The sequence below is a fragment of the Streptomyces flavotricini genome (genome assembly GCF_020639365.1).
In the GTDB taxonomy this organism is placed as follows: Bacteria; Actinomycetota; Actinomycetes; order Streptomycetales; family Streptomycetaceae; genus Streptomyces; species Streptomyces flavotricini.
In genome coordinates this window covers 1,124,407-1,136,759 of sequence record NZ_JAINUL010000001.1, presented here as the reverse complement: position 1 = coordinate 1,136,759, position 12,353 = coordinate 1,124,407, and the positions used below count along the sequence as shown (strand labels likewise).

The window sequence follows — 12,353 nt, the reverse complement described above, 5'->3', positions numbered from 1 at the left end:
GCCTGATCGACAAGACACACCTCGGACCCGACCTGCGGTGTACGACGAGTGGCGGGAGGATGACGGCATGCTGCTCGCCGAGGTCGCGCGCGTGTCCCGGGAGGTCTCCGAGACCTCCGCCCGCTCCCGCAAGACCGCCCTGCTCGCGGAGGTGTTCGCCGCCGCGCCGCCCGAGGAGGCCGGTCTGGTCGTCTCGTACCTCTCCGGGCGCCTCCCGCAGGGCCGGCCGGGCATCGGCTGGCGTGCGCTCGCCGCCGAGGTCGAACCCGCCGCCGAGCCCACCCTGACCGTCGCCGCCGTCGACGCGGCGGTGACCGGGTTCGCCGCCGTCGCCGGAGCGGGCGCGCAGGCCGAGCGGCGCCGGATCCTCGAAGCCCTGCTGGGCGCGGCGACCGGGCCGGAGCAGCGGTTCCTGCGCAGCCTGCTCTCCGGCGAAGTCCGCCAGGGCGCCCTCGACGCGGTCGCCCTGGAAGGGGTCGCCGCGGCCGCAGGGGTGCCGGCCACCGCGCTGCGCCGCGCCGTGATGCTCGACGGCTCACTGCCGCGGGTGGCCGCGGCGGTACTGGCCGACGGGGCGTCGGCGCTGCGCGAGGTCACCCTGCGCGTCGGGCAGCCCGTACAGCCGATGCTGGCGAACACCGCCAAGTCGGTGGCCGAGGCGCTGGCCGCGCTCGGGCCCTGCGCGGTGGAGGAGAAGCTCGACGGGATCCGGGTGCAGGTGCACCGCGACGGGGACGAGGTACGGGTGTACACGCGGTCCCTGGACGACATCACCGGCCGGCTGCCGGAGGTGGCGGACCTCGCCCGGACCCTGTCCGGGGAGCGGTTCATCCTCGACGGCGAGGTGATCGGACAGGCGCCGGACGGCCGGCCCGTGCCCTTCCAGGAGGTCGCGAGCCGGGTCGGATCACGGATCGACGTCGAGACGGCGCGCCGGACGCTGCCCGTCGTCCCCTACTTCTTCGACGTGCTGGCGGCGGGGGACGCGGTGCTCCTCGACCTCCCGGTGCGCGAGCGGTACGCGGCGCTCGCCGACCTGGTGCCGCAGGACTCCCGGGTCTGCCGGCTCGTCGTCGAGGATCCGCGGGAGCAGGCGGCGGCAGCCGAGGAGTTCTGGGCCGAGACCCTGCGCCGCGGTCACGAGGGGGTCATGGTCAAGGGCCTCGACTCCGCCTACGCGGCCGGGCGGCGCGGCGGACAGTGGCTCAAGGTGAAACCGGTGCACACCCTCGATCTCGTGGTGCTCGCCGTCGAGTGGGGCCACGGCCGGCGCACCGGACTGCTGTCGAACCTGCACCTCGGGGCGCGGGCCGCCGACGGCACGTACGCCATGCTCGGCAAGACCTTCAAGGGGCTCACGGACGAGATGCTGCGCTGGCAGACCGAGCGGCTGGGGGAGCTGGCGGTGGAGGACGACGGGTTCACGGTGCGGGTGCGGCCCGAGCTGGTCGTGGAGATCGCGTACGACGGGCTCCAGCGCTCCCCGCGGTACCCGGCCGGGGTCGCGCTTCGCTTCGCGCGGGTGCTGCGGCACCGCCCGGACAAGCCTCCACAGGAGGCGGATACCGTGGAGACGGTGCTCGGCGGGGGCTGACGCGGAGGAGACGGGAGTTTTTGCCTCAGAGGCAAGGGAAATTGCCAGACAGGCAGGATTCTGGCTCAATCGGGGGCATGACATCCGGTCCTGCCCCCGGCCCCGAAGGTCCCGACGAACCGCTCGGCCCCGACATCGGTGCCGACATCGGCCCCGACGCCGGCGTCGGCGAGCTGCCCTCCGTGGCACCGCAGCTGCGTGACCTGCGCCGCCGCGCCGGGCTCACCCTGGAGGCCGCCGCCGCGCGGGCCCGGCTCTCGCCCGCTCACCTGTCGCGGCTGGAGACCGGGCGGCGCCAGCCCTCGCTGCCGCTGCTGCTCGGGCTCGCCCGCACCTACGGTACGACGGTCTCGGAACTGCTCGGCGAGACCCCCGCCGTCGCCGATCCCATCGTACGGGCCGGCGGTCCGGGCGCCCGCGAGGCCGACGGGTGGACGTACTGGCAGGCCGGCGGCTCCGGCCGCGGGATGCAGGCGCTGCGCGTGCACGTCCCCCACGGGCGCAGCCAGGGCGAGCTGGTCCGCGTACATCCCGGCGAGGAGTGGCTGTACGTGCTGGGCGGGCGGCTGCGGCTGCACCTGGCCGAGGCCGAGTACCTGCTGGAGCCGGGGGACAGCGCGCACTTCGACTCCCTCACCCCGCACCGGATCGGCGCGGACACCCGCAGCGGGGCCGACCTGCTGTTCGTCCACACCCTGCTGCAGAGCAGCCTCGCCGGGCTGTGCCTCGGAGGCGGCGCCTCCGGCGCACCCGCACACCACCGTTGACCCCTCCCAGCCCAGGAGTCCCACCATGAAGCTCCAGTCCAAGTTCCCGCGCGGTCTGCTGATTCGGCTGGTCGCCTACTTGTTCGTCGGCCACCTCTTCGCCTTCTTCGTCTACCTCCTCTTCGTCCTGGGCGGCCAGAACCAGTAACGAAGGCCGGGGCCCGCGACTCTGGAAAGGTGCAGGTCCTGTCGCTACCCTCCGCGCATGATTTCCACGGTTGTCTGGGGTACCGGCAACGTCGGCCGTTTGGCCATCCGTGCCGTAGAGGCCCATCCGGCGCTGAAACTGGCCGCCGTCATCGTCCATCATCCCGAGAAAATCGGCCGCGACGCGGGCCGGCTCGGCGAACTCGACCACGACACCGGGGTCCTGGCCACCGACGACATCGAAGCGGTCCTGGCCGCCCGGCCGCAGGCCGTCGTCTACGCGGCCTCCGGCGACACCCGACCCGACGACGCGCTCGCCGACATCACCCGGGCCATCCGGTCCGGCGCGGTCGTCGTCAGCCCCGCCCTCTACCCGCTCTACGACCACCGCAATGCACCGGCCGAGTTCCGCGACCCGGTGGTCGCGGCGGTCGCGGAGGGCGGCGGCTCGCTGTTCGCCTCCGGCGTCGACCCCGGCTGGGGCAACGACGTACTCCCGCTCCTGCTCAGCGGCCTGGGCAGCACCATCGACGCCATCCGCTGCCAGGAGATATTCGACTACTCCACCTACGACCAGCCGGACTCGGTCCGCCACCTCGTCGGCATGGGCCAGCCCATGGACTTCGAGCCGATGATGCTCATGCCGTCCGTCCCCACCATGGTGTGGGGCGGACAGATCCGCATGATGGCCCGGGCGCTCGGCGTCGAACTCGACGAGATCCGCGAGACCGTGGACCGCCGCGCCCTCGACACCACCGTCACCACCCGCACCATGGGCGAGTTCGCGGCCGGCACCCAGGGCGCCATCCGCTTCGAGGTGCAGGGCATCGTCGAGGGCGAACCCCGCCTCGTCATCGAACACGTCACCCGCATCCACGCCTCCTGTGCCCCCGACTGGCCGTCGCCGCCCGACGGCGGCGACGGCGCCCACCGCGTGATCATCGAGGGCCGCCCGCGCATCGAGGTCACCGTCGAGGCCACCGACGAGGGCGAGAACCGCTCGGCGGGCGGCAACGCCACCGCCGTCGGCCGCCTGGTCGGCGCCATCGACTGGCTGGTGGAGGCCGGACCGGGCCTCTACGACGCCCTCGACGTCCCCCTGCGCCCCGCCATCGGCAAGCTCGGAAGGAAACAGCCATGAGGATCGACATACCCGAAGGCCAGCACCCGATCGAGTACGTGTGGGGCGACATGGTCCCCGGGATCGGGATGGCCGCCGCGAACTTCTCCCTGTCGGTGTACGCCCACACCACCCTGGGCCTGCGCGAGTTCGAGGCGGCCCGGCTGCGCGTCGCGCAGATCAACGGATGCGTGTTCTGCCTCGACTGGCGGACCGAGCGGGACGGGGAGAAGGTCGAGGAGGAGTTCTCCGGCGCCGTCACCGACTGGCGCACCACGGACCGGTTCGACGAGCGGACCCGGCTGGCCGCGGAGTACGCGGAGCGCTACACGCTCGACCACCACAACCTCGACGAGGAGTTCTGGGAGCGGATGACCGCGCGGTACAGCCAGCTCGAGATCGTGGAGCTGACGATGAGCATCGGTTCCTGGCTGGCCTTCGGCCGGCTCAACCACGTGCTCGGCCTCGACAGCGTGTGCGTACTGCCGGGGCACTGACGCGGCCGCGAGGGCAATGGGTCCGGGGCCGGTCGGTACCTCCGACGGCCCCGGGTCTGCGTACGGACCGCCTACAGGTCGGCGGCGATGATCTTCTCGATGTTGCGTTCGGCGAGCGCCGTGATGGTGACGAACGGGTTCACGCTGGTGTTGCCGGGGATCAGCGCGCCGTCGATCACGTACAGGCCGGTGTAGCCGTGCAGGCGGCCGTAGTTGTCGGTGGCCTTGTTCAGGACGGCGCCGCCGAGCGGGTGGTAGGTGAGGTGGTCGCCCCAGATCTTGTTGGTGCCGAACAGGTCCGTCCGGTAGATCGTCCCCTCCTTGGAGTTGATCTTGTCGAAGATGCTCTTGGCCATGTCGATGGACGGCTGCTTCCACGCCGTCTGCCAGTTCAGCTCGACGTTGCCGGAGGCCGCGTTGTAGGTGAACTCGGCGCGGTTCGGGTTCTTGGTGATCGACAGGTAGAAGGAGGCGTACGTCTCGATCCCGGTCGGCAGCGGCGCCACCTCGGCGAACGCCCCGCCCGCGTCCCAGTTGTCGATGCCGCCGCAGGGGATGGACGCCTGGACCTTGCCGGTCGGGTCCCACAGGTGGTTGGCCCGGCCGCACATGACGTTGCCGTTGTCGCCCCAGCCCTTGCCGATCTCGCCGTTCAGGGCGGGCAGCGCGCCGGTGGCCTTGAGCCTCACGAGCAGCTTGCTGGTGCCGACGCTGCCGGCCGCGAAGAACACCTTGTCGGCGACCACGGTCTTGGTGGCGGTGGTGGCGCCGGTGGTGTTGATCTGGTCGATGACGACCGTGTAGCCGCCGCCGGCCGCGGGGGAGACCGACGTGACCTTGTGCAGGGGGGAGATGGTGACCTTGCCGGTGGCCCGGGCCTGAGCGAGGTAGGTCTTCTGCAGGGACTTCTTGCCGGCATTGTTGCCGTAGAGGATCTCCCCGGCCACCGCGGACTTGGGGGCGGTCCCGGCCGCCTCCTGCTTCATGTAGTCCCAGTCGTACACGTCCGGGACGAAGACGAAGGGGAAGCCGGAGCGCTGGGCGTGCTTGCGGCCGACGCGGGCGAACTGGTAGCAGTCGACGGTGTCGAACCAGGCGGGGTCGACCAGGCCGACGCCGAGTCCGGCATTCGCCCGCGGGTAGTAAGTGCCGTACATCTCCTCGGCGTCCACCGACGGGAGGATGGCGCCGAAGTTCGCGCGCTTCGGGGTCACCGCCATGCCGCCGTTGACCAGCGAGCCGCCGCCGACGCCGCGGCCCTGGTAGACGATGATGCCGCCCATCTCCTCGGCGTCCAGGATCCCGGTGTAGCGGGGGATGTCCCGGTCGATCGGGAAGCCGAGGAAGTTGCTCAGGGGCTGTTTGGTCTTGGTCCGCAGCCAGTAGGAGCGCTGGTCGGGCGCGGTCGTGTTGCAGAAGATCTTGCCGTCGGAGCCCGGGGTGTCCCAGGCCATGCCCATCTCGATCATGTGGACGTCGACGCCGGCCTGGGCGAGCCGCAGGGCGGCGACGGACCCGCCGTAGCCGGTGCCGATCACCAGGGCCGGTACGTGCGCGCCGTTGTCGATGGGGCCGGCGGCCGCTGCCGCTGGGGCGTCGGTCCGAGCCTGGGCCGGCGTGATCTGACCAGCGAGGGCGACGGCTCCCAGAATGGAACTTGTTCTAGCCATGAATCCACGACGTGAGATGCCATTGGAGCCGGCTTTGTGCAGGGCTTTGTCACTCATGTGACGTTCCTCACTCTCGGCGGAATGGGAACGAGTTCTACTGCCGGGCGCATGGGAAGTCACTACATACGTCTAGGTAACTTTCGGCCTGTCACGTCACAGGGGCGCCGGGCCGGGGGCGCGGGTCCCACCCCAGGACGAGCAGCGGTGCGACCGCCGCGAAGGCGCACCAGGCGGAGGTGGATTCCAGCCGCCACAGCGCTGAGCAGGCCAATGCCGACGCCGAGCACCGCGGCGAGGAGCCTCAGCCACCGGTCGCCGGACAGCGGCAGGGCGCCCGGGGTGGCGAAGAGGTAGTCCGCGAGAACGAGTGGCATCCACGGAACATTCACGCCGTAGCCGAGGGTGTGGCCCCGGATCCCGGCGACGGCCGGCGGGTCGCCAGACAGTACGCGAACACCGCGGCGGTGGTCAGGCCGGCGGCCGCCGGCGTGCGCCGCCGGTCAGGGCTGGGCCGTCCTCGGGGGTTCGAGCGGGGGAGAGGTCGTGGCGCAGAAGGTGTGGCACTCCGGGTGGCACCCCGCTCCGGGCACGGGCTTGCGTACGGTGGCCCAGGCGAAGGCGGCGCCCGCCACCAGCAGCCCCGCGCACCACAGCATGGCCCGCCCGAACGCGGCGTCGAACTCGGACGCCGAGCGGTACGCGTCCGGCCCCATCCCGGCCAGCAGCGGCAGCGCCGCCACCGCCAGCAGCCCGGCCGCCCGCGCGGCCGCGTTGTTGATGCCGCTGGCCAGGCCCGCCCGTCCCGGGTCGACCGAGGACAGCACGGTCGCCGTCAGCGGAGCCACCAGGGCCACCATGCCCATGCCCAGCACGACCAGCGCCGGCAGCACGTCCCGTACGTACGAGGCGTCCGGCCCCACCCGCAGCGTCAGCAGCAGTCCGGCCGCGCACAGCAGCGGCCCCACCGTGAGCGGGATCCGCGGCCCGATCTTCTCCCCGAGCGCCCCCGACCGGGCCGACAGCAGCAGCATCAGCGCGGTCGTCGGCAGCAGAGCCGCCCCCGCGCCCAGCGCGGAGTAGCCGGAGACCACCTGGAGCTGGAGCACGAAGAGGAAGAAGAACCCGCTGAAGGCCGCGTACACGAACAGGGTGACCACGTTGACGGCGGTGAACTGGCGGGAGGTGAAGATGCCGGGCGGCAGCATCGGATCGGACCGGTGCCGCTCGACGTGCACGAACACGCCGGACAGCAGCACGCCCCCGACGGCCGAGGCGATCACCAGCGGGGAGCCGGACCGGGCCTCGATCAGCGCGTACGTCACCAGGGCGAGGGCGGCGGCCCCCAGGAAGGCGCCGAGTACGTCGAACCGCCCGTGCGCCTGCGGGTCACGTGATTCCGGTACGTGCCGCAGGGCGATCGGCGCGCACACCGCGGCCACCGGCACGTTCAGCAGGAACACCCAGCGCCAGCCGGGCCCGTCCACCAGCCAGCCGCCGAGGAACGGCCCCACGGCCGCGCCCACCCCGCCGAACCCGGACCACAGCCCGACGGCCCGGGCCCGGTCCTCGGCGGCGATCGAGCCCTGGATCAGCGCGAGCGAACCGGGGGTCAGCAGTGCGCCGCCGACACCCTGAAGGGCCCGCGCGGCGATCAGGACCCCCGCGTTCGGTGCGATCCCGCACAGCAGCGAGGCGCCCGCGAACCACACCACCCCGAGGACGAAGACCCGGCGCCGGCCGAAGCGGTCCCCGAGCGCTCCGCCGACGAGGATCAGTCCGGCCAGGGTGAGCATGTAGGCGTTGGCGGTCCACTGGAGCACGGCCAGGTCGGCGTCGAGGTCCACCCCGATGGTGGGGAGGGCGACGTTGACGACGGTCGAGTCGAGCATGGCCATCGTCGAGCCGAGCACGGTGGTCAGTACGATCCACCGGCCCCGGGCGGACGCGAGCGGCACACCGGGCCCTCCCGGATCGCGCTCTTGCGTGCCCGGCGCTGGATCGCTCATGTCTTCAGGCTGACCCGCCGGGGCCGCGATGGCCACCCCGGGCGCGCAGCATACGGCTCATTAGGCCCTCTTGTAATGTCCATGACCCTTCCTTCACCATGACCGCGCACGTCGCGCACGCCCTTCCCGCACAACCTGCACACGGCGTCCGAGGAGGACCACACGTGGCCCAACGCAACAGGCGACGATCGTTACGCGCGGCGCTCGCCGCTCTCACCACGGCCTTGCTCCTGCCCGTAGGAGCGGGCGTGGCGGCGGCCGCGCCGGAACCCGGCCCCACCGCCGCGGCGGCCGAGCGCAAGATCGAGCCGAAACTCCGCACCCAGCTCGACGACTCCGGCAAGGCCGTCTTCTGGGTGTACCTGAACAGCGCCGCCGACCTCACGGCGGCGGGGCGGCAGAAGACCCGCGCCGCCAAGGCGGAAACGGTTCTGCACGCCAAGCAGGAGCACGCCGTGCGCAGTCAGGCCGAGGTGATCAAGGCCCTGGACGGTGCCAAGGCCGAGTACACCTCGTACTGGATCGTGAACGCCGTCCGCGTCGTCGGCAGCCAGAAACTGGCAGGCACCCTCGCGCAGCGCCCCGAGGTCTCCCGGATCGACGCCGACGACAAGGTCACCCTCCCCAAGCCCGCCGAGGGCAAACGGGAGAAGGCGGCCGCCGATGCGGTCGAGTGGAACATCGACCGCATCAAGGCTCCGCAGGTCTGGGACCAGCTCGGCGTGCGCGGCGAGGGCATCGTCGTCGCCAACATCGACAGCGGCGTCGACTACACGCACCCGGCCGTGAACGGCCAGTACCGCGGCAAGAACGCGGACGGGTCGTACGACCACAACCACAACTGGTTCGACCCGGCCGGAGTCTGTCCCACCGCGGCCCCCTGCGACAACAACGACCACGGCACCCACACCATGGGCACCATGGTCGGCGACGACGGCGGCGCCAACAAGATCGGCGTGGCCCCCGGGGCCAAGTGGATCGCCGCCAAGGGCTGCGAGACCAACTCCTGCTCCGAGGCCTCCCTCCTCGCCGCCGGCCAGTGGATCGTCGCCCCGACCGACCTGAGCGGCCAGAACCCGCGCCCCGACCTGGCCCCGCACGTCGTCAACAACTCGTGGGGCAGCGCGACGCACGACGACTGGTACCAGCAGATCGTCGACACCTGGCGCGCGGCCGGCATCTTCCCCGCCTTCTCCAACGGGAACTCCGGCCCCGGCTGCGCCACCAGCGGTTCGCCCGGCGACTACGCGAGCTCCTACAGCTCCGGCGCCTTCGACATCAACGGCGCGATCGCGTCGTTCTCCTCGCGCGGCGCGGGCCCCGGCGGCATCGTCAAGCCGAACATCGCGGCCCCCGGCGTGAACGTCCGCTCCTCCGTCCCCGGCGGCGGGTACGAGGCCTTCTCCGGCACCTCCATGGCCTCGCCGCACACCGCGGCCACCGTGGCCCTGCTCTGGTCCGCCGCACCCGCCCTCGAAGGCGACGTCGCGCGGACCGAGGAGCTGCTGAACGGCACCGCCCAGGACACCGACAACGGCCAGTGCGGCGGCAACGCCGCCGACAACAACGTGTTCGGCGAGGGCAAGCTCGACGCGTTCGCCGCCGTCTCGGGCGCCCCGCGCGGCGCCATCGGCGCCGTCTCCGGCACCGTCCGCTCCGCCGGCGCCCCCGTCGCGGGTGCCAAGGTCACCGCGGCCGGCCCGATCGGCCGTACGACGACCACCGCGGCCGACGGCACCTACGCCTTCCCCGCCCTGTCGGTCGGCGCGTACACGCTGACGGTCTCCAAATTCGGCTACGGCCAGCAGACCTCGACGGCGACGGTGACCGAGAACGCCACCGCCACCGGCGACTTCAGCCTCACCCAGGCCCCCTCCGGCAAGCTCACCGGCACCGTCACCTCGGCCGCCGGACCCGCCGCGGGCGCCACCGTCACGCTCACGGACACCCCGCTGACCGCGACCGCCGACGACCAGGGCCGCTTCGAGCTCACCGTGCCGCACGGCACGTACGAGGTCCGGGCCGCGCACTCCTCCCGCTGCGTCACCGGCGCGAGCGCCCAGACCACCGTCGCCGGCGACACGACGCTCGCGCTCACGCTGCCCGAGCGCACCGACGACTTCGGCTACGCCTGCTCCACCCCGGGCGGCCGCCCGTACGCGGCCGGGGACCGGCAGCTCGCGCTGACCGGCGACAACACCACCGAGCGCGTCGACCTGCCGTTCCCGCTCCCGCTGTACGGCAAGACGTACGGCCAGGCCTGGATCGGGACGAACGGCACCGTCAGCTTCGGCGGCAACAACACCGGCGACGTCAACGGCGACATCCCGAGCACGGCCACCCCCAACGCGGCGCTGTACCCGTTCTGGGACGACCTCGTCGTCGGCGCGGCCGGCAGCGGTTCGGGCGTCTTCACCGGTGTCACCGGCACCGCCCCGCACCGGACGTACGTGATCGAGTGGCGCGAGGTGTCCCACTGGTCGGCGCAGGCCGACAAGTTCTCGTTCTCGGCGGCGATCAGCGAGGACGGCACGGTCGTCTACACCTACAAGGGGACGGGCGGCACCGGCATCAAGGGCGGCTCCACGGCCACGGTCGGAGTGGAGAACGCGCTGGGCACCGACGCCTTCAAGTACTCCTTCAACCAGGCCGGCATCACCGACGGGCTGGCCATCGCCTTCAGGACCACCAAGAGCGGCGTGGTCGCGGGCCGGATACTCGACGCGAACGACGGCAAGGGCGTCGCGGGAGCCACGGTGACCGTCGGCTTCGGGGCCGAAGCCGTCACGGCGACCACCGCGGCGGACGGCGGCTACCTCCTGCAGGCCCGCTCCGGCAAGAACTCCTACACGGTCCTGGCCGACATGTACACGGGGGTGACCAACGCCTTCACCGTGGAACAGGGCGGCGTCACCGCCGTGAACCACTCCCTGTGGACGGCGCGGGTCACCCCGTCCCAGCCCTCCCTGGAGCTCGTCCTCCCGGCGGGCCAGAAGCGCACCCGCACCCTCGAACTCACCAACACGGGCACCATCGACTCGCGGTTCACCGTGGCCGAGGACGCGGCCTGGCTGACGGCCACCCCCGACTCCGGGAACCTGGCGATCGGGGGCAAGGCCACCGTGAACCTGGCCGTCGACACCACGGGGCTGGCCGCCGGCGCGGTCCTCACGGCGAACCTGCGGATCAGCTCGGCGAGCGGGCGCAGCCCGGTCCTCACCGTCCCGGTCAAGGTCGTGGTCCCGCGCTACCAGGTGGCCCTGGACGCGGGCTCCGACTCCGCGGCCACGGACACGCTCGGGGACAGCTGGTCCCCGGACCGCAAGTACACCGCCGGCTCGTACGGCTACCAGGGCAGCTCCTCCACGCACTCCACCGGGCGCACCATCGCCGGAACGGCCGATCAGAAGCTGTTCCGCAACGCCCGCGAGGGCATGTACGAGTACCGCTTCGACAACGTCCCGAACGGCACGTACACCGTGGAGCTCGGCTTCGCGGAGCTGTCCTCGACGAAGCCGAACAAGCGGGTCTTCGACGTGATGGCCGAGGGCACGCAGGTGCTGCCCTCGCTGGACATCGCGCTGGAGGCGGGCACGTACACGGCTCTGACCCGGACGTACACGGTCACGGTCACGGACGGCGTGCTCAACGTCCGCTTCGTCGCACACGGGGGGTACGGCAAGCCGCTGCTGAACTCCCTGCGCGTGACGGACCGCCCCGACAAGAGCTGACGGGCACCGGCTGACAGCGGGGGGCGGGGCGCCGCAGGGCGCTCCGCCCCCTCGCGCGTGCCGCCGGCGCTAGCGCAGGAATTTCCGGTCGCGGTCCGCGAGGGAGTCCAGCGGGGCGGCGGCGCGCAGGACGACGTCGAGGGCGCGCTGCGGATCGCACGCGTACGTGCCGCTGGCCCACGCGGCGTTGGCCTCGATCACCGACCAGCGGCCGTCCGCGACACCGACGTCGACGACGATCGCGGAGGGGAGGGTGGAGAACGGCAGCCGCCCGGCGAAGGCGACCGCTTCGGCGGCCGCCGGGCCGAGGCTCAGCCGGCCGTCCTCGGCGTAGCGGCTCGCGGTGTGCACGGCGCCGTCGAGGAGGTGCATCCGGTACTCGGCCGTGAAGCGCGTGACATCGCTGACCAGTACCTCGGTCTCCGGGTCCACGGCGTCCGGGCCGGGGAGGCGGGAGCCGTCGGCGTAGACGAGGGCCGGGATCGACTTGTCGTTGGGCGACTTCACGAAGACGGGCCGGCGCAGGGCGTAGGCCTCGCGGATCGGGATCAGGCGGACCTCCCGGCCGGTGAACTCCCGGGGCAGCCGCGCCAGCCAGTCGGCCGGGGCCTCCAGCAGCCCGATCCCGAGCCGCGGCGCCACGGCGTCGGCGAATGCCGGACCGGCGTGCAGATGCCGTGCCCGCAGCCCGTCGGGCACGGCGAAGGTCTCCAGCCGTACGGTGCCCAGCCCGCGCGCGCGAGCCGCTTCGCGGAGCCGGGCGGCGGAGTCGGTGATACGGGGCGACAGGATCAGGGTCACCGGGGAGACCCTGCCAGGAG

At 72.3% G+C, this 12,353-nt stretch carries 9 protein-coding genes and 1 pseudogene; 6 read left to right on the top strand and 4 right to left on the bottom strand.

Going from position 1 to position 12,353, the window contains the following annotated elements; genetic code table 11:
* The first annotated feature begins 67 nt into the window (after window positions 1-67).
* The 5 genes from K7B10_RS05450 (at window position 68) to K7B10_RS05430 (ending at window position 4,125) form a co-directional block, all read left to right on the top strand.
* Entirely contained in the window at window positions 68-1,594 is a 1,527-nt protein-coding gene (locus K7B10_RS05450) for an ATP-dependent DNA ligase (RefSeq protein WP_229334801.1), read from the top strand.
* Window positions 1,595-1,671: 77 nt separating this feature from the next.
* On the top strand, window positions 1,672-2,361 hold the full coding sequence (locus K7B10_RS05445; protein ID WP_229334800.1) for a helix-turn-helix domain-containing protein: 690 nt from the start codon (window positions 1,672-1,674) through the stop codon (window positions 2,359-2,361).
* A gap of 25 nt (window positions 2,362-2,386) precedes the next feature.
* Window positions 2,387-2,509 carry a DUF6126 family protein gene (locus K7B10_RS05440; RefSeq protein ID WP_037846875.1) on the top strand — a complete coding sequence of 41 codons (123 nt, stop codon included), beginning with the start codon at window positions 2,387-2,389 and terminating at the stop codon, window positions 2,507-2,509.
* Window positions 2,510-2,566: 57 nt separating this feature from the next.
* Complete coding sequence (locus tag K7B10_RS05435; protein ID WP_229334799.1) at window positions 2,567-3,649, top strand: NAD(P)H-dependent amine dehydrogenase family protein; 1,083 nt, start codon at window positions 2,567-2,569, stop codon at window positions 3,647-3,649.
* Window positions 3,646-4,125 carry a carboxymuconolactone decarboxylase family protein gene (locus tag K7B10_RS05430; protein ID WP_229334798.1) on the top strand — a complete coding sequence of 160 codons (480 nt, stop codon included), beginning with the start codon at window positions 3,646-3,648 and terminating at the stop codon, window positions 4,123-4,125. The genes K7B10_RS05435 and K7B10_RS05430 overlap by 4 nt, the downstream gene beginning before the upstream one ends.
* A 71-nt stretch (window positions 4,126-4,196) precedes the next feature.
* On the opposite strand, the gene K7B10_RS05425 is transcribed toward K7B10_RS05430, so the two are convergent.
* The 3 genes and pseudogenes from K7B10_RS05425 to K7B10_RS05420 all read right to left on the bottom strand — a co-directional run bounded on the left by K7B10_RS05425 (window position 4,197) and on the right by K7B10_RS05420 (window position 7,801).
* Window positions 4,197-5,852: a GMC oxidoreductase gene (locus tag K7B10_RS05425; RefSeq protein WP_229334797.1), complete on the bottom strand. Its 1,656-nt coding sequence runs from the start codon at window positions 5,850-5,852 to the stop codon at window positions 4,197-4,199.
* 91 nt (window positions 5,853-5,943) lie between these two features.
* Window positions 5,944-6,241: pseudogene (locus K7B10_RS41530) on the bottom strand (DUF6629 family protein).
* A gap of 54 nt (window positions 6,242-6,295) precedes the next feature.
* Window positions 6,296-7,801 (bottom strand): MFS transporter, encoded by a 1,506-nt coding sequence (locus K7B10_RS05420; RefSeq protein ID WP_229334796.1) that lies wholly within the window; start codon window positions 7,799-7,801, stop codon window positions 6,296-6,298.
* Between the two features lie 98 nt (window positions 7,802-7,899).
* Between K7B10_RS05420 and K7B10_RS05415 the strand changes: the two genes are divergently transcribed.
* Window positions 7,900-11,532, top strand: coding sequence for a S8 family serine peptidase (locus K7B10_RS05415; protein WP_372481373.1), 3,633 nt, complete (start codon window positions 7,900-7,902; stop codon window positions 11,530-11,532).
* Window positions 11,533-11,601: 69 nt separating this feature from the next.
* Here the strand turns inward: K7B10_RS05415 and K7B10_RS05410 are convergent, their stop codons facing one another.
* Window positions 11,602-12,333, bottom strand: a complete 732-nt coding sequence (locus K7B10_RS05410) for an ATP-grasp domain-containing protein (RefSeq protein WP_229334794.1) — start codon at window positions 12,331-12,333, stop codon at window positions 11,602-11,604.
* Window positions 12,334-12,353 lie beyond the last annotated feature (20 nt).

Excerpts from the sequence above, each read along its gene's own strand:
- K7B10_RS05450 (WP_229334801.1), top strand. The coding sequence starts at position 68 with ATGCTGCTCGCCGAGGTCGCGCGCGTGTCCCGGGAGGTCTCCGAGACC.
- K7B10_RS05445 (WP_229334800.1), top strand. The coding sequence starts at position 1,672 with ATGACATCCGGTCCTGCCCCCGGCCCCGAAGGTCCCGACGAACCGCTC.
- K7B10_RS05440 (WP_037846875.1), top strand. The coding sequence starts at position 2,387 with ATGAAGCTCCAGTCCAAGTTCCCGCGCGGTCTGCTGATTCGGCTGGTC.
- K7B10_RS05435 (WP_229334799.1), top strand. The coding sequence starts at position 2,567 with ATGATTTCCACGGTTGTCTGGGGTACCGGCAACGTCGGCCGTTTGGCC.
- K7B10_RS05430 (WP_229334798.1), top strand. The coding sequence starts at position 3,646 with ATGAGGATCGACATACCCGAAGGCCAGCACCCGATCGAGTACGTGTGG.
- K7B10_RS05425 (WP_229334797.1), bottom strand. The coding sequence starts at position 5,852 with ATGAGTGACAAAGCCCTGCACAAAGCCGGCTCCAATGGCATCTCACGT.
- K7B10_RS05420 (WP_229334796.1), bottom strand. The coding sequence starts at position 7,801 with ATGAGCGATCCAGCGCCGGGCACGCAAGAGCGCGATCCGGGAGGGCCC.
- K7B10_RS05415 (WP_372481373.1), top strand. The coding sequence starts at position 7,900 with ATGACCGCGCACGTCGCGCACGCCCTTCCCGCACAACCTGCACACGGC.